General features: G+C 48.4%; 24 protein-coding genes, 2 tRNA genes and 2 pseudogenes. 17 read left to right on the top strand and 11 right to left on the bottom strand.

All coding sequences use genetic code 11. The features are described from left to right. Positions 1–5: 5 nt before the first annotated feature. The 9 genes from J0A67_RS21550 to J0A67_RS21510 form a co-directional block, all read right to left on the bottom strand. Entirely contained in the window at positions 6–935 is a 930-nt protein-coding gene (locus J0A67_RS21550; RefSeq protein WP_206571468.1) for an SDR family oxidoreductase, read from the bottom strand. Next, entirely contained in the window at positions 913–1,758 is an 846-nt protein-coding gene (locus J0A67_RS21545; RefSeq protein ID WP_206571467.1) for a peptidylprolyl isomerase, read from the bottom strand. The genes J0A67_RS21550 and J0A67_RS21545 overlap by 23 nt, the downstream gene beginning before the upstream one ends. Next, on the bottom strand, positions 1,755–2,696 hold the full coding sequence (hemC, locus tag J0A67_RS21540) for a hydroxymethylbilane synthase (RefSeq protein WP_206571552.1): 942 nt from the start codon (positions 2,694–2,696) through the stop codon (positions 1,755–1,757). The genes J0A67_RS21545 and hemC overlap by 4 nt, the downstream gene beginning before the upstream one ends. Next, positions 2,696–3,604 carry a 30S ribosomal protein S6--L-glutamate ligase gene (gene rimK / locus J0A67_RS21535; RefSeq protein ID WP_206571466.1) on the bottom strand — a complete coding sequence of 303 codons (909 nt, stop codon included), beginning with the start codon at positions 3,602–3,604 and terminating at the stop codon, positions 2,696–2,698. Before rimK ends, hemC begins: the two co-directional genes overlap by 1 nt. Then, positions 3,601–4,041, bottom strand: a complete 441-nt coding sequence (locus tag J0A67_RS21530) for an ATP-dependent zinc protease family protein (protein ID WP_206571465.1) — start codon at positions 4,039–4,041, stop codon at positions 3,601–3,603. Before J0A67_RS21530 ends, rimK begins: the two co-directional genes overlap by 4 nt. Positions 4,042–4,045: 4 nt before the next feature. Continuing rightward, a complete protein-coding gene (locus tag J0A67_RS21525) occupies positions 4,046–5,179 on the bottom strand; it encodes a DNA polymerase III subunit (RefSeq protein ID WP_206571464.1) in 1,134 nt (377 codons plus the stop codon). 11 nt (positions 5,180–5,190) lie between these two features. After that, positions 5,191–6,387: a GlmU family protein gene (locus J0A67_RS21520; RefSeq protein WP_206571463.1), complete on the bottom strand. Its 1,197-nt coding sequence runs from the start codon at positions 6,385–6,387 to the stop codon at positions 5,191–5,193. Between the two features lie 69 nt (positions 6,388–6,456). After that, positions 6,457–6,702 (bottom strand): type B 50S ribosomal protein L31, encoded by a 246-nt coding sequence (locus J0A67_RS21515; protein ID WP_067550599.1) that lies wholly within the window; start codon positions 6,700–6,702, stop codon positions 6,457–6,459. A gap of 125 nt (positions 6,703–6,827) precedes the next feature. Then, positions 6,828–7,469: a carboxypeptidase-like regulatory domain-containing protein gene (locus J0A67_RS21510; RefSeq protein ID WP_438839599.1), complete on the bottom strand. Its 642-nt coding sequence runs from the start codon at positions 7,467–7,469 to the stop codon at positions 6,828–6,830. Positions 7,470–7,577: 108 nt separating this feature from the next. Between J0A67_RS21510 and J0A67_RS21505 the strand changes: the two genes are divergently transcribed. The 5 genes from J0A67_RS21505 (at position 7,578) to J0A67_RS21485 (ending at position 11,717) form a co-directional block, all read left to right on the top strand. Beyond that, positions 7,578–7,961, top strand: coding sequence for an ArsR/SmtB family transcription factor (locus J0A67_RS21505; RefSeq protein ID WP_206571461.1), 384 nt, complete (start codon positions 7,578–7,580; stop codon positions 7,959–7,961). Between the two features lie 6 nt (positions 7,962–7,967). After that, on the top strand, positions 7,968–8,663 hold the full coding sequence (locus tag J0A67_RS21500) for a YjjG family noncanonical pyrimidine nucleotidase (protein WP_206571460.1): 696 nt from the start codon (positions 7,968–7,970) through the stop codon (positions 8,661–8,663). 71 nt (positions 8,664–8,734) lie between these two features. Next, positions 8,735–10,369: an L-glutamate gamma-semialdehyde dehydrogenase gene (gene pruA, locus J0A67_RS21495; RefSeq protein WP_206571459.1), complete on the top strand. Its 1,635-nt coding sequence runs from the start codon at positions 8,735–8,737 to the stop codon at positions 10,367–10,369. A gap of 489 nt (positions 10,370–10,858) precedes the next feature. After that, positions 10,859–11,233, top strand: a complete 375-nt coding sequence (locus tag J0A67_RS21490; protein WP_241265294.1) for a cupin domain-containing protein — start codon at positions 10,859–10,861, stop codon at positions 11,231–11,233. A 55-nt stretch (positions 11,234–11,288) separates the two neighbouring features. Next, positions 11,289–11,717 carry a DUF1801 domain-containing protein gene (locus J0A67_RS21485; protein ID WP_206571458.1) on the top strand — a complete coding sequence of 143 codons (429 nt, stop codon included), beginning with the start codon at positions 11,289–11,291 and terminating at the stop codon, positions 11,715–11,717. A gap of 340 nt (positions 11,718–12,057) precedes the next feature. Here the strand turns inward: J0A67_RS21485 and fabG are convergent, their stop codons facing one another. Further along, a complete protein-coding gene (gene fabG / locus J0A67_RS21480; protein ID WP_206571457.1) occupies positions 12,058–12,804 on the bottom strand; it encodes a 3-oxoacyl-[acyl-carrier-protein] reductase in 747 nt (248 codons plus the stop codon). Between the two features lie 292 nt (positions 12,805–13,096). On the opposite strand from fabG, the gene lpdA reads away from it, so the two are divergent. The 12 genes and pseudogenes from lpdA to J0A67_RS21420 all read left to right on the top strand — a co-directional run. Next, positions 13,097–14,494, top strand: coding sequence for a dihydrolipoyl dehydrogenase (lpdA, locus tag J0A67_RS21475; RefSeq protein ID WP_206571456.1), 1,398 nt, complete (start codon positions 13,097–13,099; stop codon positions 14,492–14,494). Positions 14,495–14,585: 91 nt separating this feature from the next. Next, positions 14,586–15,119 carry an RNA polymerase sigma factor gene (locus J0A67_RS21470; RefSeq protein WP_206571455.1) on the top strand — a complete coding sequence of 178 codons (534 nt, stop codon included), beginning with the start codon at positions 14,586–14,588 and terminating at the stop codon, positions 15,117–15,119. Further along, entirely contained in the window at positions 15,119–15,937 is an 819-nt protein-coding gene (locus J0A67_RS21465; RefSeq protein ID WP_206571454.1) for an anti-sigma factor, read from the top strand. The genes J0A67_RS21470 and J0A67_RS21465 overlap by 1 nt, the downstream gene beginning before the upstream one ends. Positions 15,938–16,035: 98 nt before the next feature. Then, on the top strand, positions 16,036–16,494 hold the full coding sequence (locus J0A67_RS21460; RefSeq protein WP_206571453.1) for a DUF2721 domain-containing protein: 459 nt from the start codon (positions 16,036–16,038) through the stop codon (positions 16,492–16,494). After that, positions 16,487–17,449 (top strand): glycerophosphodiester phosphodiesterase family protein, encoded by a 963-nt coding sequence (locus tag J0A67_RS21455; RefSeq protein WP_206571452.1) that lies wholly within the window; start codon positions 16,487–16,489, stop codon positions 17,447–17,449. The genes J0A67_RS21460 and J0A67_RS21455 overlap by 8 nt, the downstream gene beginning before the upstream one ends. Further along, complete coding sequence (locus J0A67_RS21450; RefSeq protein WP_206571451.1) at positions 17,439–18,452, top strand: threonine aldolase family protein; 1,014 nt, start codon at positions 17,439–17,441, stop codon at positions 18,450–18,452. The genes J0A67_RS21455 and J0A67_RS21450 overlap by 11 nt, the downstream gene beginning before the upstream one ends. A gap of 79 nt (positions 18,453–18,531) precedes the next feature. Further along, complete coding sequence (locus tag J0A67_RS21445) at positions 18,532–19,794, top strand: replication-associated recombination protein A (RefSeq protein WP_206571450.1); 1,263 nt, start codon at positions 18,532–18,534, stop codon at positions 19,792–19,794. A 150-nt stretch (positions 19,795–19,944) separates the two neighbouring features. Further along, positions 19,945–20,019, top strand: a tRNA-Val gene (locus J0A67_RS21440). 27 nt (positions 20,020–20,046) lie between these two features. Continuing rightward, positions 20,047–20,121: transfer RNA gene (locus J0A67_RS21435), tRNA-Val, on the top strand. Between the two features lie 43 nt (positions 20,122–20,164). Continuing rightward, a complete protein-coding gene (locus J0A67_RS21430) occupies positions 20,165–20,413 on the top strand; it encodes a GIY-YIG nuclease family protein (protein WP_206571449.1) in 249 nt (82 codons plus the stop codon). Positions 20,414–20,428: 15 nt separating this feature from the next. Further along, positions 20,429–20,777 (top strand): annotated as a pseudogene (locus tag J0A67_RS23315) (GIY-YIG nuclease family protein). Positions 20,778–20,941: 164 nt separating this feature from the next. Continuing rightward, positions 20,942–21,139 (top strand): annotated as a pseudogene (locus tag J0A67_RS21420) (GIY-YIG nuclease family protein); the annotation flags it as partial. A 202-nt stretch (positions 21,140–21,341) separates the two neighbouring features. On the opposite strand, the gene J0A67_RS21415 reads toward J0A67_RS21420, so the two are convergent. Further along, positions 21,342–23,168: a TonB-dependent receptor gene (locus J0A67_RS21415; RefSeq protein ID WP_206571448.1), complete on the bottom strand. Its 1,827-nt coding sequence runs from the start codon at positions 23,166–23,168 to the stop codon at positions 21,342–21,344. Between the last annotated feature and the right edge of the window lie 65 nt (positions 23,169–23,233).

The following is a 23,233-nucleotide window of genomic DNA, read 5'->3' as shown; positions in this document are numbered from 1 at the left end:
GCTTTTTAAGAGCGGGCTAAGATAATTTGTTTTGCTAAAATACCTATTCCCATTTGGAAAGTTTTGGGTTCAAAACCAAGCTGTTTTCTGGCTTTATCGATAATAAAGCCAGTTTTCAAGGGTCTTTTCGCAGGCTGGGTAAACTTGGTCGAATCGGTTCTTTTGATTAAGTCCTTGTTAAGCCCAAAATACTCCGCAGTCTGTATCGCCATATCGTAGGGAGTCAGCAGATCTGACCCAGAGATATGGAAAATGCCTTGTGCCTTTTGCTCGGCGATCAAGATACATCCAAACGCCAAGTCTTCTGCCAGCGTCGGAGTACGCCATTGGTCATCGACCACTTGTATTGTTTTACCTTCATCTAGGGAACTTTTCACCCAGAGAATGATATTGCTGCGACTCAATCCCTCGGCAATACCGTAGACCAGTACGGTCCTGGCGATCGCCCAAGAGGTCTTGGCACCTCGGACCAGATTTTCCCCCGATAGTTTTGAGTCCCCATAAAAGTTCACAGGGACCGCCTTTGCCTCTTCATCATAGGGGCCTTTTTCTCCAGAAAAGACAAAGTCCGTCGATACAAAAATAAAATGAGCTTTGAGCTGTTCGGCCGCCCGAACCAAATATTCGGTTGCCTTGACATTTACTTCAAGACATTCCTCATGATTCAGCTCACACTGATCGACGTTGGTGATCGCGGCGCTATGGATGATGGTATCTGGCGCTTCCTGGGCGATGAGCTGCTCGACCTGCCTCTGATCGGTGATATCCATGCTTTGATAGAAAAATCCTCCTCCGCTCAATCTACATGGTCCTTTACCAGTAGCCACTACCTCAAACTCGCCTCTCTCGACGAGTTGCTCGACTAGCTTGTGCCCCAGCAGACCATTTGCCCCAGTAATGAGGATTTTCGGCCTACTTGCTTTCGGGGTAGACATAGCCGTACTCTTCGCTGATCTTTTTCTTCGAGACGCGTTCCACGGTCACTGTCATGTACACCGGGTCGTTGGGTATCTCCCGTGTTGTGGGTTCGGCGGCGATTTTGTCGACCACATCCAATCCAGAAAGCACCTCGCCAAAAATCGTGTACTCAAAATCCAAATGGGGTGTCCCGCCGATTTCAGCATACATCTTGACTTGCTCTGGCGTATAGTCCTTGGTCAATTTCACATTCAGCCTCTCGGCAATCTCGTCCCGCTTGGAAATCACCAGGCTGGTCAGGCTGTCGTACTTTTCTTCCTGATACAGTCTGGAATAGGTCTGCCTGAACACTTTCTGGTCTTCGTATTGCATGAATTGGAACACCGCCTTTTGCAAAGCGGGGAAATCGGTGACCAACTCCTGCTCTTTATAGGTTCGGCCTTGGACGATAAAAAACTGGGAGCCGTTGCTCCTCTTTTGCGGATTGACGTTGTCTCCCTGCCGGGCAGCCGAGATCATGCCTTTGCGATGCACGTACTTTGGACGGATTTCTGCTGGTAACGTAGGCCATTCTTCTGCAGGAAGACCCTCCTTGCTAAAGACATCCCCTCCCTGCACCATGAAGTTTTCGATCACCCGGTGAAATTGGGTAGAATCAAAACGACCGGCTTCCGCTAGAGCGATAAAATTATCCTTATGCTCTGGTGTTTCGTCAAACAGAACTGCCTTGATTTCTCCATGTCTGGTGGAAATGGTGACTAAGTAGTCTTTGTTTTGACCGCAGGCCCAAGTGCTGCTGAGTAAGAAAATGAAGAAAACGTATTGAAGTACTTTTATCATTGTTGTGCTTGTGATTTTTTGATTTGCTCTAGGATGCTTTTTCCGCCTGCGGCAAAAACTCGCTCTGCCAACTCCTCCCCCAATTTTTCAGCGTGCGATTTCTCTCCAGATACTTCCAAGGCAATACGCTCCTTCCCATCGAGGCTCACTATCCCGCCCTTCAATTTCACCTTACCCTCTTCTAGACTTGCCAAGGCAAAGACCGGAATACTGCATCCCCCCTCCAGCACGCGAAGATAGGCACGCTCTGCGTTCAGGCGAACTTCGGTCTCGGAATGGTTGCAGGCCGCAATGATCTGCACTCGCAAAGCCGGATCCAGAGATTTGGCCGCCTCAATAGCCACCGATCCTTGTCCTACGGCCGGAGTGAACTCACTTAAATCCAACTCCTGAGCGATCATTGAATCGTAGTCCATCCTGTGTACTCCCGCATATGCCAGCAAAAGTGCGTCGCAAAGTCCCTCCTCCATTTTGCGGATTCGGGTTTGGAGATTCCCCCTGACATCGACGGTCTTGACGTGGGGATAAAAATGCTTCAAGGTTGCGATTCTCCGAGTGGACGAGGTGCCCAAAACCAAGGGTTTCGACGTATCCCGAATGTCGATTCCCGGTTTTGCCGAAAGAAGGACATCATTTTCTTTTTCTCGCTCCGTAAAAGCGATCAATTCAAATTCCTCCGCAAGGGTGGATTGCATGTCTTTTGCAGAATGCACCGCAATGTCAATCCGCCCATCCAGTAGCTGATCTTCGAGCTCTTGAGTAAAAACCCCCTTGCTTCCGATCTTCGAGATTGACACATCCAAGACTTGGTCACCTTTGGTATCGATGATGACAATCTCGGATTCGAGGCCGCCCGCGCTGAGCAAGGCCTCCACATGATACGCTTGCCAAAGCGCCAGCTTACTACCCCTCGTACCTATTTTTACTTTTCTGTTCATCATTGATTCTTGCTGTGTTTGGAGGATTTCTTCTTCACTCCTTCCGTCACGTATTTGATGATCTCAGCGGCGATGTTCACGCCAGTAGCCTGCTCAATCCCCTCTAATCCAGGTGAGCTGTTCACTTCCAAGATCAGCGGACCTCTCGCAGATTGGAGTAGGTCCACGCCGGCGACATCAAGGCCAAGCGCCTTTGCCGCATTCAGTGCCGCCTGTTTTTCCTGGCGGGAAAGCTTGATTACAGTTGCTACTCCGCCTCGGTGAAGATTGGAACGGAATTCTCCCTCTGCGCCCTGCCGTTTCATGGCCCCCACCACCTTGCCGTTGACGACAAAAGCCCTGATATCCGCGCCCTTGGCTTCCTTGATGAACTCTTGGACGATTATCCTGGCCTTCAGTCCGTGAAACGCTTCCACGACAGACTGCGCGGCTTTCTTGGTTTCCGCCAGCACCACACCCAGCCCTTGGGTTCCCTCTAGCAATTTGATGATCAGGGGAGCACCGCCGACCTGCTCGACAAGCTGCTTTTCCCCACCCTTTGAAAAATTGGTAAATGCCGTTTTCGGCATACCGAGGCCGTTTTTTGAGAGAATCTGCAGGCTTCTGAGCTTATCTCGACTTCGGACGATAGCTTGGGAATTGACCGCGGAGAATGCGCCCATCAACTCAAACTGCCGCACTACCGCCGTACCGTAAAAAGTCACCGAAGCCCCGATACGGGGTATGATCGCATCGACGCCCTCCACCTTTTGGCCTTTGTAAATGATCGAGGGCCCTTCTTGCTCGATAAGCAAGTCACAAAGGCTATGATCGACGATCAAGACTTCATGGCCGGCCCGGGTGACTTCCTCTGCCAGGCGGCGGGTAGAATACAGATTCGAGTTTCTCGATAGGATGGCTATCTTCATTTTTTCTTGCGGTGAGCTTTGGAAAGATTTACCCCATTGACGTCCACCAAGAACCTGTCCTGTAGGACTTTTCTTCCCAGGAGGATGGAATTTTTCATGCTTGAGCGGTCCGAGAGCGTAAATTCCGCAGAAAAGGTCTCGCCCGCAATTCTGATCTTGGTCACAATCAGAAACCGGGTTTCTGCCTGACCAAAAGAGTTTTTCACTTTTTTCTCCCTGTAATTTTCAAAGCTCAGGGTTTTTCCAGTAAAGTCTTTGTGCCCTGGCATCAGGATTTCAAACAAAAGAACCTTTTTGCCTTCGATGTTTTCTTCCCTGATTTGCTCAGCATGCAAGCTGCTCGTGAAGGCCCCCGTATCGATTTTTGCCCAAACCAGCTTCAGCCCGAGCTCGGGGAGAGATATCTTCTCCTTTCTGCCAATCGTCTTCTTTCCCATGGCGCTATCTCTTGGACATCATCATCAAAATATCCATGGAAAGATCCGTGAATATCATTTTGGCGTTTCCATTTCGCTCAATATGGTAGTGGGCTTGGTTAAAAGCCTCATAGAGCTTGACCACGTGGTCTTCAGTGAGAACTTTTTTGCTGATGTTATCGATAAATCTGCGGTCCTCTTCCGTGGTACGTAGTAGCTGGTCCAGATCGAAATTTTTCAGCATAATCTCTCTGGAGACGTTTAGGCCGGTGAGCAAGAGAGACTTTTGCGCCTCCTTGTCTGCTTTATGAAACCTGTCGGCCTCCTCAAAGATCTCCTTCAGGTTTTTGGAAGCACAGAGCCGAAACCAGTCCCTGATTTGGGCGACCTGTTTGTCCTCCACTTGGTCTACCAGGCGGTAGGCTTCGCGAAGGTTGCCGTCTGCGAGCATGGCTATTTGCTCGGCTGTCTTGCTGTCGCAAAGACCAGCGTCCACCAAATGAGCCTTGATCTCCTCATCCGAAAAGGCCCGCACGAGCACTTTTTGGGTACGCGACAAGATAGTGGTCAGCAGCTGGTCGGCTTGGGAGGTCACCAGCAAGAACAGGGTCTTTGCAGGCGGCTCCTCGATGATCTTAAGTAGGGCGTTGGCTGCGGAGGGATGGAGAAACTCTGGTGCCCAGATCAGCATGATTTTATAACCTCCTTCGAAAGACATCAAAGACAAGGCTTGGATCATCTTCCTCGCAGCGCCCTTGGAGATGTTCAGCTGTTTTTTCTCGAAACCATTGAAATAGATGAAGTCATGGACATTGCCATAGGGCTGGGTCGTGGCAAATTTCCTCCAGTTGCCCAACACATCGGATTTTTCGTCCTCGTCTTTTTCGTCTTCCTTTTGGCTGGCGATGACCGGAAATGCGAAATTCAAATCGGGCATCACCAATCGCTTCATCCGCTGGCAGGAAGAGCAGCTCCCGCAGGAGTCGGTTTCGGTCTTATTTTCACAATAGAGAAAGGTCGCCAAGGCCAGCGCCAGGGTCAGGTTTGCCGAACCCTCTGGGCCATGAAAGAGCAGCGCATGTGCCAGGTGGTTGTGTTTGACCGCATTGACGAGTTTCTCTTTGGTTTCCGGCAAGCCGGGTATTTCTGCAAATTGCATAATTGGATGGTTCAGGAAGTTCTATCCCAAATTCTGTAGCTTTTTGTCAAATCAAACACCCGCTCGATTATTTCTTGGTCGGCAGCTGTCCATTCGTATCCCCGGCGCGCGCAAACGACCTTGACCGTCTCCTCAAACTTTGCCAAATGGAACGTGTCAAATCCAGCCGAGCCCCCCCAGGAAAACGAAGGGATGAAGTTTCGAGGGTATCCCTCGCCAAAAATAATCGCTCCCACACCGACCACTGTACCGGTGTTGAACATCGTATTGATCCCGCTTTTGGAATGGTCTCCCATCATCAGGCCGCAAAACTGCAATCCAGTGCTGGCGAAAGTTCCCTTGGTATAGTCCCAGAGCTTGACCGGAGCATAATTGTTTTTGAGATTGGACGTATTGGTATCGGCGCCAAGGTTGCACCATTCTCCTAGGACTGAATTTCCCAGAAAGCCATCATGCCCCTTGTTGGAGTACCCGAAAATGACCGAGTTGGAAACCTCCCCTCCTATTTTCGAGAATGGGCCCACGGTGGTGTCTCCGCGAAGTTTTGCTCCCATATTTACGATGGAGCTTTCCCCAAGCGCAAAGCAGCCACGAATTAAAGCTCCCTCCTGCACCTCAGCATTTTTGCCGATATAAATCGGGCCGTTCTCAGCATTGAGTACGGCAGCTCTGATTTTAGCGCCCTGTTCGATGAAGATATTTTCTGGCCCATATACCACGGTGTGGGGATCATCTATCGGCTGGGAAGTCCTGCCCTTGGTGATGAGGTCAAAGTCCTTGCGTATTTCGGCGGCGTTGAACTGGAAGATATTCCATGTCTTTTGGATCAATGCGGGTTCTTTTTCCAATTGAACGCTTTCCCGCTCAGCGACAAAAGACAGGTTGCGCTCGGCTGCCCCGATAGAAGCCGCCAAGAGAACCTTCCCCCAAAAAAGCGCCTGATTTGGCTTGAGGTTTACAATAAGGTTAAGGGAGTCCGCATCAGGCAGCCACGCACCGTTAATCGCCATGGAAGGCCCTACATGGCGTGGAAATTTACTCTGCAAGTACTCTTGCGTCAAAAAAGAAATTTTTGCCCCGCTATACTTTTGCCACTTTTCGGAAATCTTCAGGATACCTACGCGGATGTCCGCCACCGGCCGGGTAAAAGTAAAAGGAAGCAATGAACCCCTCAATGCCGGGTCATCAAACAATACGATTTGATCCATAGGGCAAAAATAAAAAAGTCTCCCGGAATCCATGCCCCGGGAGACTTTTTCGGCGATCGCCGCTCAGAATTACTTCTTCGCGTATCTTTTGTTGAATTTCTCCACTCTACCAGCAGTATCGAGAAGCATCTTCTTGCCGGTGTAGAATGGGTGGGACTCAGAGCTTACTTCGATTTTGTAAACCGGATAAGTATTGCCGTCGGTCCACTCGATTGTTTCGCTAGTCTCAATAGTAGACTTGGTCAAAAACTTAAACTCGCTGGAGGTATCGTAGAACACTACGTCTCTGTAATTTGGATGAATATCTTTTTTCATGATATAGCTAGTTTTCTATTGCCTTTTCGAAATGAGGCACAAAGATATTCTTTTAAATAAATCCCACCAAATGTTTGCCTAGGATTTATTTCAGGAATGGACAAAGCTACCCCCGCTTGAGATAATTATTTGCTTTTCAGGTCCCCGCGCTTGATGGATCGGATAAATTGCGACCAGGCAAAAGGGTCGAGGATACGGAGCGGTCGAGGCCCATAGAGATCCTGGTTTTGAAGCATCTGCCCCTGTTGGAAATAGCGGAAGTTTTCCCCGCCGGAGGCCGGCATCGACTCCGCCCAACGCAGCAGCATCTCTGGACTCATATTGGCCCGGCTGATCGACATAGGGTCTACGACATTCATCGCGATGACAGCCCTTTTGAACTCTTCCTCTGTGGGATAAGGCATGACCTCAATCTCCGCAAGGGCGATTTCATCAACTTCCATCGTCAAAATGAGGCTGATGCGGTCGTTTTCCACCTTGTCGGGCACTTTGAAGGTCTGTTTTTTCAGACCGATAAAAGTGAACACCACGCTATCCCCTTCCAAAACTGGCATGGAAAAATACCCGAAACGACCGCTTGAAGTCCCCCTTCCCTTTTTAGGAACATAGATATTTACGCCAGGCACGGCATCGGTACTGTCCGCATTGAGGATAATTCCGGAGAGCTGGATGACTTTCTTCTCCTGCTGATCCTGCGCTAGAGACTGGGAAGGCAATAGAAAAACTCCGAAAGCCAAAATCAGAACAAAAGGAAGAAGCTGCGTAATTTTCACGAATATTGGGTCTGTTGAGGGCACCTAGAATGCCGATGCGATTTTAGCCTAATTTCGGTTGAAATTTTGTTTTCACTCCTGTTTATAAGTTAAAACTTACAAATGAGACTCAAAAATATCAGTTTAAACTATGGATTGCGAATTTTTAAGGCTCTTTCAGAAGAGCCCAGAGTGAGAATCATCCATCTGCTTATGTTGAACAAGGAATTGAGCATATCCGATCTGGAGCACATCTTGGACTTCACACAGACCAAAACCAGCCGGCATCTCATCATGCTAAAAAACGCCGGACTTCTAGGAAGCCGCCGGGTCGACCAATGGATGTTTTACTATATCCTGGAGGAATATCTCGAAATCATTATGCAGATTTTTAAGTTTATCCAAAAAGACCCCAGTCTCATCAAGGACCAGGAAACCTACGAGATCCTAAAGTCCAACCGCGAGCTGGCGATCAACAAAATCCAAAACAACCAATATCGGCGCTGATTTCCCTTGAAAACCTATCAACATATTTTCTTTGATCTGGACCATACGCTTTGGGACTATGATCGAAATGTATCCGAGTCGCTTTCCGAGCTTTACCACATTTATGGGTTGGTGAATTTGGGCATCCCCACCTTTGAAATATTCTTCCAATCCTTCCACCATGTGAACTTCCAGCTGTGGGATTGGTACAACGTCGGAAAAATCGACAAACACAACCTCAGGAAGGAACGGTTCCCGAGGATTTTCTCGCACGCAGGAGGGAAATCCGAAGCGATCCCCCTGGATTTTGAAGAGGACTTCATGAATAGGACCTCTGCCAAACCCCATGTCTTCCCTCATGCCAAAGAGATCCTCACGTACCTGAGAACCAAGTACCACATCCACGTCATCACCAACGGCTTCAATGAGTCGCAGGACAAAAAAATGAAGTCGGCCGGACTGGATGGATTTTTTGAGCTGGTCGTTACTTCTGAGACCACGGGACACAAAAAGCCCGATCCAAGGATCTTCAAATATGCCATGGATCAGCTGAACACCGGGCCAAATGCTTGCCTGATGATTGGCGACAACCCGGACTCGGATATCCTGGGTGCGCAGAGGGCGGGGATAGATCAGGTTTTTTTCAATCCAGAGGGAAAGGGCATCCTGCTCCAGCCTACTTTCGAAATCCGTCACCTAAAGGACCTCGAAGACCTTTTGTAGCCGAAAGCCTGTCCTTTCGACGACGAAGGCTTATCTTTGCGCCTTCAGAAACCAAATAAACTCCAAATAGTATGTTAAAGGGATTTTTCAACGTGCCGGCTCCTATCAACGAGCCCATCAAGTCATATGCCCCGGGCAGTCCGGAAAGAAAAGAACTTCAAGCCATGCTTGCTGAACTCCGATCCCAGCAAATTGATGTACCGATGTACATTGGCAGCGAGGAAGTCAGAACTGGAAACACCCATCCGATGACTCCTCCTCATGACCACCAGCATATCTTGGGACATTTTCACGAAGGAGATGCCGGACACGTTGAGCAGGCAATCAATGCGGCTTTGGGAGCAAAAGAAGCTTGGGAAAGCCTTGAATGGGAACAGAGGGCAGCCATTTTCCTAAAAGCCGCCGACCTTATTGCGGGCCCCTACCGTGCAAAACTAAACGCGGCCACCATGCTGGGCCAGTCCAAAAACGCCTTCCAAGCCGAGATCGACTCAGCCTGCGAAATCATCGACTTCCTCCGCTTCAATGTGAAGTATATGACCGAAATCTACGCGCAGCAGCCCCCAGTCTCCGGAGGCGGCGTATGGAACAGGGTAGAGCAGCGACCGCTCGAGGGCTTTGTATTTGCACTGACACCGTTCAACTTCACCGCAATCGCCGGAAACCTGCCGACAGCTCCGGCCATGATGGGAAACACCGTCGTATGGAAGCCCGCCTACACCCAGATCTACTCAGCCAATGTACTGATGGAAGTATTCCGGGAAGCGGGCGTGCCCGATGGCGTGATCAACCTGATCTACGTGGACGGCCCGACTGCCGGTGACATCATCTTCAAGCATCCGGACTTTGCCGGGATTCACTTCACCGGGTCAACCGGGGTATTCCAACATATCTGGAAAACCATCGGAGAAAACATCAACACTTACAAGTCTTATCCAAGAATCGTCGGGGAAACCGGAGGAAAGGACTTTGTCCTTGCCCACAAATCCGCCGATCCCAAAGCAGTGGCGGTAGGTCTGGTCAGAGGAGCATTCGAATTCCAAGGCCAGAAATGTTCTGCTGCTTCCCGCGCATATATCCCTTCCAATATCTGGGAAGATGTGAAAAATTATGTGCAAGAAGATCTTGCCGCGATGAAAATGGGTGGCACAGAAGACTTCACCAACTTTATCAATGCGGTGATCGACGAGAAGGCCTTTGACAAAATCGCCAAGTACATCGACAATGCCAAAGCAACTCCTGGAGTGGAAATCATCGCCGGTGGCAACTATGACAAGTCCAAAGGCTACTTTATCGAACCAACCGTCATCCTGACCCAAGATCCGATGTACACCACGATGTGCGAGGAGATCTTTGGACCAGTGCTGACCATCTACGTGTACAATGCAGAGCACTTTGAGACAGTCCTGGAATTGGTGGACCAGACTTCCCCATATGCCTTGACCGGCGCGGTTTTCTCCCAGGATCGCTACGCGATCGAGCTGGCAACTCAAAAACTTCGCAACGCCGCCGGCAACTTTTATATCAATGACAAGCCAACCGGCGCGGTCGTTGGGCAGCAGCCATTCGGCGGCGCCAGGGCTTCCGGCACCAACGACAAAGCCGGCTCCATGATTAACCTGCTTCGCTGGGTTTCTCCACGCACGATCAAGGAGACCTTTGTTTCTCCAAAAGACTACAGATATCCGTTTTTGGGGAATGACTAAATATGGATCAATTTCAACTTTCAAGAGCCCCGGATATTTTCGGGGCTTTTTTATACTTCTCTAGTAAGTTTCCCAAAAATTCTGACGGAAGCATTTTCCTTGGGATCAACTGGATTGAAGGGAAGGGAATTACTGATAAAACTTTGATTCTCCAGGAAGAGGAAAAGCTGTTTTGAAAATCTTGTCAGAGGATCTTCTTTTTTTCTTGATTTCCGAGTTGATAAGGCCCTATTCTCCGACCAGTCGAATGCCGCAGGTCCAGCACTGCAGAATTTTCTTAAAAATTGGAATTCTTTTAACAATCCGAAAAAGCCAAATCCCTACGCCACGACCTTGGACCTAATTACGTATTTTCGGGGAGTGGCACCTGTTTAGGATCAAGGAGTTGTTGCTGCCCTTTTCGCAGCGGTGACGAGTATTAAAAAAGAGACCTTTTAATTTAATCAGGAAACATCACTTTGCTAAATACAATCACAAAAATCTAAAAAAATGCAAGAAATCAATTCTATCAACATCTTGGAAAAGTTTTCATTGTTTGAAAAGCAATGGACACCTCATATTATCGGAGAACTCAACGGGCAATATGTGAAGCTTTGTAAGCTAAAAGACGACTTTGTCTGGCATAGTCATGAAAATGAAGACGAACTGTTTATGGTATTTAAGGGTACGCTACTGATGGACTTTCGGGATGGACGAACCGTAGAAGTCAAAGAAGGGGAAATTCTTATCGTTCCTAAAGGGGTCGAGCACAGGCCACATACAAATGGAGAAATTGTGTTTAATCTACTCTTTGAACCCAAAGCAACGCTGCACACAGGTAAGGTCGAAACTGAGATGACTGTCAAAGAATTAGGATGGATTTAATTTTCTTGCCCGAGGTACCGACGCCGGGATTTATTTAACTACAAAAGGACAAGTTATGGGAAAATTAGCATTGAAGGTAAATCCTAAAGTCATTGAAGTTTTTGCAAATTACCCAGACTCTGTTCGGAACAAAATGGAGTTCCTAAAAGGCGTGGTGATAGAAACAGCTGAGGAAACGGAAGGTATCGACGAAATGGAGGTAACCTTAAAATGGGGTGAACCGAGCTTCGTTACCAAACATGGGAGTACTTTGCGAATGGATTGGAAAGCAAGAGCACCAGACCAAGTAGCATTGTATTTCCAGTGCACGAGCAGATTGGTGAACACCTTTAGAATGGTGTTTGACCAAAAATTTCAGTACGAAGGAAATCGGGCAATCGTATTTCAGCTAAGTGAAAAAATATCTGTACAAGAATTAAAGGAATGCATAAGAGCAACCTTGACCTATCATGACGTAAAACATCTGATGACTTTGGGGATATAAAAAAATGCCGTTGGAAAAACCACCAGCCCGCCCTATCCCGAAGCCGTTACTTCCGTTACGCCGACTCCCCGGTTCCGATCAGCAGCCCCAAACTTCTCTTGATCAAGCCATCCAAATTGATGCGCGACTAGGTTTTGCAGTGATTCGGTGGAATTAACAGCTGTAAAGCGAAAAAGCCAAAATCCTAACTTATTTCGCTTTACAATAAATAAGCCCTTTGAACGCAAATTCAAAGGGCTAAGTCTTTCGAGGCTCTTATCGACTTCATGAGGCAATCCTAAGACCTTGAGGATTAAGAATCTTTACCTCTAGACTTTCGAAGTCAAAGAGACTACAAATGTTAGGTATACATCGCTCCATTGACATGAAGCACTTGGCCTGAAACATAGGTACTCATATCCGAGCCGAGGAATACACAGGCATCTGCGATCTCTTCCGGCTTGCCTCCACGCTTCATCGGAATGGCTTCTCTCCAGCCCTGCACGGTTTTTTCATCCAACACTTCAGTCATCTCGGTTTCGATAAATCCCGGAGCGATCGCATTGCAGCGGATGTTTCTTGAACCCAGCTCTAAAGCAACCGACTTCGTAAAGCCGATGATTCCAGCTTTTGACGCCGCATAGTTTGCCTGGCCCGCGTTGCCTTTGGCTCCGACGACTGAGGTCATGTTGATGATGGAGCCGGACTTGGCCTTCATCATCGTGCGGGTGGCTGCCTTTACAGTGTTGAAGCAGGACTTCAGATTTATGTTCATGATTTCGTCCCAAGACTCTTCGGTCATCCTCATGAGCAGGTTGTCACGGGTGATCCCCGCGTTGTTCACCAAAATATCCAAGGTGCCAAAGTCGGCCACCACTGCATTGACCAATTCTTCAGCCGCCTTGAAGTCAGAGGCATCCGAGCGATATCCCTTGGCTTTGATGCCAAAAGCAGCCAATTCAGCCTCCAGGGCCTGTCCCTTTTCCACACTGGAGAGATAGGTAAAAGCTACGTTTGCTCCTTCTTGTGCATATTTGATAGCTATGGCTTTTCCGATGCCTTTGGAGGCTCCGGTGACCAGAGCGGTTTTTCCTGAAAGTAATCCCATAAAGAATAAAATTTTGTTTGGCCAAAATTAGAAAAAACTCCCAAACTTTCGATTCCCCGCCCGAGCGTTCTCGATGCTCAGTCTGTAAACCCACCCATTACTCCTAGTTTTGACAATTCATAACCGAATCCATGTCCCATTTTCAAATTCCCAAAATTGTCCATTGGATCCCATCAAATCCACATTAAAACGCCATTTTCCCTGAAACACAAGCGCTTATACGCGATTTTTTTCTGAAGCCAAAAGACCTATTTTTGCAGAGTTTCAATTCGTAATCAAACCCATTTTAGATATGTCTTCGACAAAATTTGACTTGATCGTGCTGGGTAGCGGTCCAGGCGGGTACGTAGCCGCCATCCGCGCCTCTCAACTAGGTCTCAAAACAGCCATCGTGGAAGCTGCCGAGCTTGGTGGCATCTGTCTCAACTGGGGCTGTATCCCTACCAAAGCCCTTCTGAAAAGCGCCCAGGTATTTGAATACATCAGCCATGCGAAAGACTATGGCATCACGGTAAAAGGAGCGGAGGCGGATTTCACCGGAATGGTAAAAAGAAGCCGAGGCGTGGCCGATGGGATGAGCAAGGGCGTGACCTTTTTGATGAAAAAGAACAAGATCGAAGTCCTCTCCGGCTGGGGTAAAGTCCAGCCCGGCAAAAAAATCGAAGTCACCGACAAAGACGACAAGAAAACCGTCTACTCCGCCGACAACATCATCATAGCCACCGGTGCGAGATCCAGAGAACTTCCGTCGATGAAGATCGACAACGACAAGATCATCGGCTATCGCAAAGCCATGACCCTGGAAAAGCAACCAAAGAAAATGGTCGTAGTGGGTTCCGGCGCCATCGGAGTCGAGTTCGCTTACTTCTATGCTTCGATAGGCACCGAGGTCACGATCGTGGAGTTTTTGGACAGAATAGTTCCCGTCGAGGACGAGGAGGTATCCAAGGCTTTGGAGAAACTTTACAAAAAATCGGGAATGACGATCATGACATCCTCAGAAGTCACCGCCGTGGACACCAAAGGCAAGGGATGCAAAGTCACCGTCAAAACTGCCAAAGGCGAAGAGACGCTGGAATGCGATATCGTCCTTTCCGCTGCGGGTGTGGTATCCAACCTGGAAAACATCGGCTTGGAAGATGTTGGTATCCTGGTGGACAAAGGAAAAATCAAAGTAGACGAATACTATAAGACTAACATGCCAGGCTACTATGCAATCGGCGACGTGATTCCGGGCCCGGCCTTGGCACACGTGGCATCTGCCGAAGGCATCATCTGCGTGGAGAAAATCGCAGGACACCATCCCGAGCCACTTGACTACAACAATATTCCCGGCTGTACCTACTGCTCCCCTGAGATCGCTTCCGTGGGCTTCACCGAAGCCAAGGCAAAAGAAGCTGGCTATGAAGTCCGCATCGGCAAGTTTCCTTTCTCCGCTTCCGGCAAAGCTTCCGCAGCCGGTGCCAAAGACGGTTTTGTGAAGCTGGTATTTGACAAGAAGTACGGAGAACTGCTCGGAGCGCACATGATCGGTGCCAATGTGACCGAAATGATCGCAGAGATCGTTGCCATCCGCAAGCTGGAAACTACCGGACACGAACTGATCAAGACCGTCCACCCCCACCCCACCATGTCCGAAGCGATCATGGAGGCAGCCGCCGCAGCTTACGACGAGGTGATCCACCTCTGACAAACATATTTTCAAAATAATCCGACACCAGGCTTAAACATTGAGCCTGGTGTTTTACTTTTAGGAGTATTCCACTACGACCCAACCACTTTTGCAAGAAGATGAACTCATTGCCGGTCTAAGAGGCAAAGACCGGAAAACCACCGAATACCTCTACGAAAAATATTCTAGAGCACTCTTTGCGGTGATCTCCAGGATCGTCTCCGATTCGGATATTGCCGAAGAGGTTTTTCACGATGCATTCATCAAAATCATTCGAAAAATCGACAGCTACGATGAGTCTAAAGGACGCCTGTACACTTGGATGTCCAACATTTGCCGCAATGCAGCCATCGACAAGTTAAGATCCAAAGAAATCTCCCAATCCACTAAGACCAACACGATAGATGATTTCGTATATGGCCTCGAAAGCCAGTCCGGAACCATGGAAACGATTGAGGCGATAGGCGTGAAAGAACTGATGGACAATCTCAGCGAAGACCAACGATTTATCATTGAGTATATTTATTTCAAAGGATACACCCACTCGGAGATCTCAGAGGAATTCGACATTCCCTTGGGTACAGTCAAGTCCCGCGTCAGGGCCGCACTTCAAGTATTAAAAAAGAACTTAGACAGAATCTAGTGAACATTCAAGACTACATAGCATCAGGCAAACTCGAGCTTTTCCTTCTAGGCGAGCTGACTGAGCGTGAGCGTGAGGAAGTGCTGGCACTGGCTAAGGCCCACCCCGAAATCCAGCAGGAACTCGACGCATTGGAGGAAGCGATGTTTTCATTTGACAAGAAGACAGGCGTAGCTCCCTCCGCTAACGTAAAAGAACGGATCTTCGCTAGTCTGGAAGCTGACTTCCAAATGACGGGGACACCGCCCTCTCCAGCCCCTGTGACATCGACTTCAGTCAAGCTCAGCCCCTGGAAAAGTTTTGCAATCGCCGCCTCCGTCGTAGCCATTTTGGCCAGTGCATCAGCGATCTACTTCGCCGGCAAATTCTACGACACGGAGGAAAAGTTTACCGCGTTGCTCCAAGACCAGCAGGTGATGGCTGACAATCTCAACCAGGTCAAGCAAGAATTTGAAGAAACAGACTCTCGGCTGGATCGCTTGATCTCCGGCGATTTCCGAAAGGTAGAGATGCTAGGCGAAACGCTAGCCATGCAAAAGGACGCCAAAGTCGACGTATTTTGGGACCAAAAAGCTCAAGAGGTATTTGTGGCGGTCAACAATTTGAATTCGCTTTCTGCTGAATATGACTACCAGCTTTGGGCTATCGGAAAAGACGGGCCTGTAGGTATTGGCTTGGTTAACCCAGGTGAAAAATTCACACTGCAACAGATGGAAGCTGTAGCGGAAGCTGGAGCATTCGCGATCACCATCGAACCAAAAGGCGGATCCAAGTCCCCAACACTGGAAAAACTGGTCGTGTTGGGAGAGGTCGCTTAAGTGCAAAATCAAAATCTTGGGAAAGCCCGGTTGTGAAATCGGGCTTTTTTCGTGGATTTTTTGACGAACTTAAGCTGCTTCGACACTATTTTCAATCCATGGAACTCCAGCTCTCTACACCCGCTTTACTGTTTTCTGCCATCACCCTCCTCATGCTGGCTTTTACCAATAGGTTTTTGGCTATTGCTACCCTGATCCGCGGATTGCATAAAAACTACCTCAAAGAGCCCGATTCCGCACTTATCGTAGACCAGATCCACAACCTCCGCCGGAGATTGACGCTCATCAAAAACATGCAGCTGTTTGGAGTCTTCAGCTTTTTACTCTGCGTGATTTGTATGTATTTGCTGTTTCAAGGCTTCACTTCGGCAGCAAATTGGGTGTTTGTGATGAGCATGGCCTCGCTACTGATTGCGCTCATTATCTCGCTGGTTGAAATTCAGATTTCGACCAAAGCCTTGAATCTTGAACTTTCGGACATGGAGGAAATCTTCGAAAAGCGCTCCAGCAGCTTGGATGTGTTTTTCAAAAAGGACAACAAAAAAGAGGATGAATAATCGAACACTTTGGGTACTGGCTTGCAGTGGCCTTCTCGTTTTCTGTAAGCCTCAGGACATCTCCGAAGTTGAGGTTTTCGGGCAAAAACTCGCAAAACAAAAAGAGCATTTTGTCACACTCTCTTCCTTGGAGGAAACCAGGGATTTCTACACTTGGACTTCCGACCGAATCCCCCTCGTTTCAGCACATCGTGGCGGCCCTTATCCAGGTTTTCCGGAGAATGCCATCGAGACTTTCGCCAATGTTTTGAAGCATACACCGACAATCATCGAACTTGATGTGGCAATGACCAAGGATTCGGTCTTGGTGCTGATGCATGACGACGATTTGGACCGAACTACAAACGGAAGCGGCAAAGTCGAGGAAGTGACTTTTGAGTACATCCAAGGCCTATTGCTAGAGGACAATGATGGCAACCTGACCCAATTTAAGATCCCAACCTTAGAGGAAGCCCTGCTTTGGTCCAAAGGAAAAGCCTTGCTAACCGTGGACATCAAAAAATCTGTTCCTTTTGAAAAAGTCGTGGAAGAGGTCAGAAATACCCAATCCGAAACGTACGTCGCCCTGATTACATATTCTTTTGAAGCTGCGAAAAAACTGCATTCTATGGCACCAGAGCTGATGCTTTCGGTCTCCATCCGGAATGAAGAGGAAATCAAAAGGATGGAAGAGACGGGCATTCCCTGGAATCGGGTAATCGCCTTTACCGGAATCGCGGAACGAACTCCAGCCTTCAACAGGGCGCTTCATGACAAAGGTGTTTTTACGATTCTTGGCGTTCTCGGCAACCTTGACAAGAGCGCCGAAGCTCGCGGCGATCAGCTTTATACTTCTTTTGTGCAAAACGGAGCAGACATCTTGGCCACGGATCGACCGATCGAGGCCTCGTTTGCCATCAAAACCCTAGCCCCAAAGACAAGTTCCAAATCCAAGTATTTTACTCATGCTGATTGATCTGAGAAGCGACACGGTGACCCGGCCGACTCCGGGCATGAAAGAAGCGATGTTTTCCGCCCCGATTGGCGACGATGTTTTTGGAGAAGATCCTACAGTCAACGCACTGGAGGAAAAAGTAGCCAAACTGTTTGGTATGGAAGCGGCTATATTTTGCCCATCAGGAACGATGACCAACCAAATAGCCATCCGACTGCATACCGGTCCGCAGCGGGAAGTGGTCTGTCACCAGCATTCCCACATTTACCTTTACGAGGGAGGCGGCATCATGGCAAATTCTCTGGCTTCGGTGAAGCTATTGGACGGTAACTTGGGAAAAATTACCGCTTCCCAAGTTGCCGCCGCCATCAATCCCGACGATGTACATGCAACCGAGACCGCTCTTGTTTCATTGGAAAACACGATGAATAAAGGAGGAGGCAGCATCTACACGCTGGATGAAATCAAACCGATCCACGCATTGTGTAGGGAAAAAGGAATCAAATTCCATTTGGATGGCGCAAGGCTTTTCAATGCCTTGGTGGAGACGAGAGAAAAGCCTTTTGAATGGGGCGCGCATTTCGACACCATTTCTATCTGCTTGAGCAAGGGCCTGGGTTGTCCGGTGGGATCGATCCTTTTAGGCTCAAAAGCCGACATCAAGCGAGCCAGAAAAGTCCGAAAGGTTTTTGGAGGGGGGATGCGACAGGCAGGATTCTTGGCTGCTGCCGGAATTTATGCCCTCGATTATCAGGTCGAAAGGCTGAAAGAAGATCATGCTCGAGCCAAGGCTTTAGGGCAAATGCTGGCGTTGCTGCCAATCGTAAGCGAAGTGTTTCCGGTGGCGACAAACATTGTAATCGCTCGACTGGATGGAGTCACTCCGGAAGACTTTATGAAAAAACTGGCTGAAATGGATATCAAATCCGTCAAATTCGGGCCAGACCTGGTTCGCTTCGTCACCCACCTTGATTTTATAGACGAACATTTAGAAGAGGTTGGGAAACGACTGGGACAACTCTAGTCCGACAAATATTGTCTTGGGAAGCCCCCTTGACCCCAAGCATGTTCGCTTTTTGCGCGTAAGCACTTAACCTTGTAGTATGAACCCGACTCCTCTAGCAGAAAGGATGCGTCCGAGCCGATTAGAAGACCTGATCGGACAGGAACACCTTTCCTCGCCTTCGTCTTTCCTACACAAAGCCATCAAGTCCGGCAACGTGCCTTCCTTGATTCTTTGGGGACCTCCCGGGGTAGGTAAAACTACGATTGCAAACATCATCGCCAACGAAATCAAAGCCCCTTTCTACCCTCTCAGTGCCATCAATTCTGGGGTAAAAGATATCCGGGAGGTCATCGAAAAGGCAAAATTTCAGCGCGGAGTAGTTTTGTTTATCGACGAGATCCACCGCTTTAACAAGTCTCAACAGGACGCATTGCTGGGCGCTGTGGAGAAAGGAACCATTCGCCTGATCGGTGCCACTACAGAAAACCCTTCCTTTGAGGTTAATTCCGCTCTATTGTCCAGGTGTCAGGTATTTACTCTGAATGCACTCGGTAAAGAAGAAATGGTGGCCATGATGCGACAGGCCTTGGAAAAGGACACGGACTTGAAGAAAATCCAAGTCGAGCTGCAGGAAATCGACGCCCTGCTCCGTATCTCCGGCGGAGACGGCCGCAAGCTGCTCAACCTGCTGGAGATTGTCATCGACGGGATCAACGAAAACCCCTGTGTGATCACAGATGAAAAGGTGATGCAGATCGCCCAGCAAAAGGTAGCACTCTATGACAAATCCGGGGAGCAGCACTATGACATCATCTCTGCCTTTATCAAATCCATCCGTGGCTCCGATCCCAATGCAGCGGTCTATTGGCTGGCAAGGATGATCGAAGGGGGCGAAGACGTCAAATTCATCGCCCGTAGGCTGGTCATCCTTGCATCCGAGGACATAGGAAACGCCAACCCAAACGCCTTGCTTTTGGCCACCAACTGCTTCGAGGCGGTCAAAATTATTGGCTACCCGGAGGCTAGGATTATCCTCTCCCAATGCGTGACCTATCTGGCCAGCTCGCCCAAAAGCAACGCTTCCTACTTGGCAATCAACAAAGCCCAAGCGATCGTCGCAGAGACGGGAAATCTTTCTGTTCCGCTCCATCTTCGCAATGCCCCCACCAAGCTGATGAAGGACTTGAATTATGGCAAAGCCTACAAATATTCCCACGACTTCCCAGGCAACTTTGTGGAACAGGAGTTTTTGCCAGACGAAATCAAAAACACCAAACTCTACGAACCCGGAGAAAACGCCCGGGAAAACGAGTTGAAGAAATATCTATCGAGTAAATGGAAGGGTAAGTATGGGTATTAGAAAAGTATGAAATTTGAAATTTCCTCCTACCCCAAACTGAGTTAAAATAATTCAGCTCATTTTCAAATAATTGCAATTGGATTAAAATTTTTATTTGCCTTTAAAAAATTAGAATCTACCTTTGCAATCCGTTTGGAAAGCAAACGAAATGGAAGTTTAGCTCAGCTGGTTCAGAGCATCTGCCTTACAAGCAGAGGGTCGGGGGTTCGAATCCCTCAACTTCCACATAATACGATTACCCGAAGAAATTTCGGAAGTTTAGCTCAGCTGGTTCAGAGCATCTGCCTTACAAGCAGAGGGTCGGGGGTTCGAATCCCTCAACTTCCACTATAAGCCTCAGATCTATCTGGGGTTTTTCTTTTTTCAGGTTATGGGCTGCTTTTTTTACATTCTATACTCATCCTCCGCCGACAGATTCTACGTCGGACACACCTGCGAAAAGCTCGAAGAAAGACTCAGAAAGCACAATTCGAACCACAAAGGCTTTACCGGCAAAAAAAACGACTGGAACCTGGTCTATTCCGAGGAGTTCGGCTCAAAGTCTGACGCCTACAAAAGGGAACGAGAGGTAAAATCATGGAAATCGAAAAAGAGAATAGAAGAACTCATTCCCCAATAATCACAAACAGCGGGCTTGGCGCATCCCGATGCAATCGGGAGAGTCGGGGGTTCGAATCCCTCAACTTCCACTATAAGCCTCAGATCTATCTGGGGTTTTTCTTTTTTCAGGTTATGGGCTGCTTTTTTTTACATTCTACACTCATCCTCCGCCGACAGATTCTACGTCGGACACACCTGCGAAAAGCTCGAAGAAAGACTCAGAAAGCACAATTCTGAACCACAAAGGCTTTACCGGCAAAAAAAACGATTGGAACATGGTCTATTCCGAGGAGTTCGGCTCAAAGTCTGACGCCTACAAAAGGGAACGAGAGGTAAAATCATGGAAATCTAAAAAGAGAATAGAAGAACTCATTCCCCGATAATCACAAACAGCGGGCTTGGCGCATCCCGATGCAATCGGGAGAGTCGGGGGTTCGAATCCCTCAACTTCCACTATAAGCCTCAGATCTATCTGGGGTTTTTCTTTTTTCAGGTTATGGGCTGCTTTTTTTACATTCCATAATCATCCTCCGCCGACAGATTCTATGTCGGACACACCTGCGAAAAGCTCGAAGAAAGACTCAGAAAGCACAATTCGAACCACAAAGGCTTTACCGACAAAAAAAACGACTGGAACCTGGTCTATTCCGAGGAGTTCGGCTCAAAGTCTGACGCCTACAAAAGGGAACGAGAGGTAAAATCATGGAAATCTAAAAAGAAAATAGAAGAACTCATTCCCCAATAATCACAAACAGCGGGCTTGGCGCATCCCGATGCAATCGGGAGAGTCGGGGGTTCGAATCCCTCAACTTCCACATCAAAGCCTCGTCCCGATAGTTATCGAGGATGGGGCTTTTTTGTTTTAACCCCTCTCTCAAAATCAAAATAATAGGCTGCCAATTTGAATGACAGCCTATTGATATTTGTAAGAAATGTGAGGCTCCCCCTTATTCCAAATTCAGCACAAATCCAGCCCTAAACCACCTACCCGGCATTTGAACGGTGCCTGCTTCTACATAATCCGTGTTCGTGATATTGGACGCTTCGGCAAAGAATCCCAGCTTACCCATGCGATTGTAGTCCACCCGCATGTCCAAAACGAAATACGGGTCAAGACTAATCCGCTCCACGTAGCGCATCTTGGTGTTCCATTCGGTTTTTTTGCCAAAACCCACCAATACGCCACCGATGAGCTGATTTCTCAACGCCGTGAGCGAATAGCGCGACTCTATGCCCGGCAAGCCTGTAAAGGCAGCGTCGATATAATTATAAGACAGCATCAATTCTTTCAACTGAACCACCGCAGTGCTTGGATTTACACGATAGTAGGCCGAAGCCTCTACACCATTGAAGGTGACCTCGTTGAAGTTTTGGGGCTGCCAAGGTTCATCCTCAGATGCCCTAACCCAATCGATCAGATTTTCAGAAAAGCGATTGAAGTAAACCAACTCCCCTCTCCAGTTGGCATGGGTCCACTTTCCACCAATCTCAAAGGACCTTGCCTGCTCAGGTTGTAGATCTGGGTTGCCTATGTTGGTAGGACCGACGTAGTACAGATCCGTATAAGTGGGAATTCTAAAGCTCGAGCCTATGCCGGAATAAAGTCGAATCGCCTTCGTCGCCTGAAACCCAACTTCCATTCCCGGAAAATGCTTCCAGCCATATTCGGAATAATAGTTTGAATACAATCCGCCTCGGATATCGACTTTCTCGGCCAAAGTCACCAGCTGCTCAAGGAAGATCCCGGTCAAAACGCGGTCGTGATCGCCCAGATTCGTACTTTCAATTTGTTCCTTTCTTACCTCCACACCAAAACCGGTAACCCCAAGCTTACTTTTGTAGGAACCGTTGGTCTCCAAGGCAAAGACATCAGAGGTATGGAAATTCTGGTAAAAGGCAGGCTCGTTTCTTCTAAGCCTATACTCATCCTCGTTTCTCCGCCAATATCCCCTTGTGTTTAGGGAAAAGTCCCCAGAGAGATAGGTGTGACTCAGGGAACCCAAAGTGGTCTGTATGCTTTCCCACTGGTCTGGAAAAGTCGATGCATAAAACCCATTCGCCCCAAAAGTCCGATCAGCATAGGCGACCATCCCACGTATGGCGTTTTTCGCGTTGAGATCCACTCCGCCTTCGTAGAAAATATTGCTTACCTGGTAGTCCGAGTTGTATTGGTAGCCATTGGAATCGTCATAGGATACCGCCAGGTTTTGCCGATACTTTCCTGCAGGAAGTGCTCCAGCGAAACTTATTCCCTTCATCCCAAAATCGCCCACATATCCCTGAAGCCTCAGGCTTTTCGTCTCGGAAAGACTAGTAATGACATTCACGGCTCCGGTATAGGCATTTTGCCCGAAAATCCGGGAAGCGGGCCCCTTCAACACCTCCACGCGGTCTATGTTGACCATCGGTACCGGGATGTTCATCATGTGGTGGCCCGTCTGTGGATCGCTGAGCTTAATTCCGTTGACCAACATCAAGGTCTGTTCGAAAGATCCTCCGCGGATACCGATATCCGCCTGTACGCCCGTGACTCCGCGCTGCCGCACATCAACTCCAGGCACGAAGCTCAGCACTTCGGGCAGGCTTCTGGCGGGAGTGGTTTCGATTTGCTGCCGATCCACCAGAGAGATGTTTCGGCTTTGTTTGGAAAAAGGGAGCTGGATTCGGTTTTCCTGAATGACCACCTCATCCAGTTTCTGCGAAGTCGTGTCGGTCTGGGCATTTGTCGCCATCCACATCAGCGCCAGACCTCCAGTCAAAAGTATTTTTTTCATCAGATTGGGTATAAAATCTGAATCAAAGGTAAAGGCCTTTTTTCCCACCAAACAACCGAATTGAA

Source organism: Algoriphagus aestuariicola (assembly GCF_017254835.1).
GTDB lineage: Bacteria > Bacteroidota > Bacteroidia > Cytophagales > Cyclobacteriaceae > Algoriphagus > Algoriphagus aestuariicola.
The sequence above is the reverse complement of the archived record's forward strand: the minus strand, read 5'-3'. Positions and strand labels throughout refer to the sequence as shown.

What these genes read in the sequence shown, in the direction of transcription:
- J0A67_RS21450 (WP_206571451.1), top strand. Translation starts at nt 17,439, where the DNA reads ATGCTGATTGATCTGAGAAGCGACACGGTGACCCGGCCGACTCCGGGC.
- J0A67_RS21490 (WP_241265294.1), top strand. Translation starts at nt 10,859, where the DNA reads ATGCAAGAAATCAATTCTATCAACATCTTGGAAAAGTTTTCATTGTTT.
- J0A67_RS21445 (WP_206571450.1), top strand. Translation starts at nt 18,532, where the DNA reads ATGAACCCGACTCCTCTAGCAGAAAGGATGCGTCCGAGCCGATTAGAA.
- J0A67_RS21545 (WP_206571467.1), bottom strand. Translation starts at nt 1,758, where the DNA reads ATGATAAAAGTACTTCAATACGTTTTCTTCATTTTCTTACTCAGCAGC.
- J0A67_RS21530 (WP_206571465.1), bottom strand. Translation starts at nt 4,041, where the DNA reads ATGGGAAAGAAGACGATTGGCAGAAAGGAGAAGATATCTCTCCCCGAG.
- J0A67_RS21415 (WP_206571448.1), bottom strand. Translation starts at nt 23,168, where the DNA reads ATGAAAAAAATACTTTTGACTGGAGGTCTGGCGCTGATGTGGATGGCG.
- fabG (WP_206571457.1), bottom strand. Translation starts at nt 12,804, where the DNA reads ATGGGATTACTTTCAGGAAAAACCGCTCTGGTCACCGGAGCCTCCAAA.
- pruA (WP_206571459.1), top strand. Translation starts at nt 8,735, where the DNA reads ATGTTAAAGGGATTTTTCAACGTGCCGGCTCCTATCAACGAGCCCATC.
- hemC (WP_206571552.1), bottom strand. Translation starts at nt 2,696, where the DNA reads ATGAACAGAAAAGTAAAAATAGGTACGAGGGGTAGTAAGCTGGCGCTT.
- J0A67_RS21485 (WP_206571458.1), top strand. Translation starts at nt 11,289, where the DNA reads ATGGGAAAATTAGCATTGAAGGTAAATCCTAAAGTCATTGAAGTTTTT.
- J0A67_RS21430 (WP_206571449.1), top strand. Translation starts at nt 20,165, where the DNA reads ATGGGCTGCTTTTTTTACATTCTATACTCATCCTCCGCCGACAGATTC.
- J0A67_RS21550 (WP_206571468.1), bottom strand. Translation starts at nt 935, where the DNA reads ATGTCTACCCCGAAAGCAAGTAGGCCGAAAATCCTCATTACTGGGGCA.
- J0A67_RS21525 (WP_206571464.1), bottom strand. Translation starts at nt 5,179, where the DNA reads ATGCAATTTGCAGAAATACCCGGCTTGCCGGAAACCAAAGAGAAACTC.
- rimK (WP_206571466.1), bottom strand. Translation starts at nt 3,604, where the DNA reads ATGAAGATAGCCATCCTATCGAGAAACTCGAATCTGTATTCTACCCGC.
- J0A67_RS21455 (WP_206571452.1), top strand. Translation starts at nt 16,487, where the DNA reads ATGAATAATCGAACACTTTGGGTACTGGCTTGCAGTGGCCTTCTCGTT.
- J0A67_RS21520 (WP_206571463.1), bottom strand. Translation starts at nt 6,387, where the DNA reads ATGGATCAAATCGTATTGTTTGATGACCCGGCATTGAGGGGTTCATTG.
- J0A67_RS21460 (WP_206571453.1), top strand. Translation starts at nt 16,036, where the DNA reads ATGGAACTCCAGCTCTCTACACCCGCTTTACTGTTTTCTGCCATCACC.
- J0A67_RS21505 (WP_206571461.1), top strand. Translation starts at nt 7,578, where the DNA reads ATGAGACTCAAAAATATCAGTTTAAACTATGGATTGCGAATTTTTAAG.
- lpdA (WP_206571456.1), top strand. Translation starts at nt 13,097, where the DNA reads ATGTCTTCGACAAAATTTGACTTGATCGTGCTGGGTAGCGGTCCAGGC.
- J0A67_RS21515 (WP_067550599.1), bottom strand. Translation starts at nt 6,702, where the DNA reads ATGAAAAAAGATATTCATCCAAATTACAGAGACGTAGTGTTCTACGAT.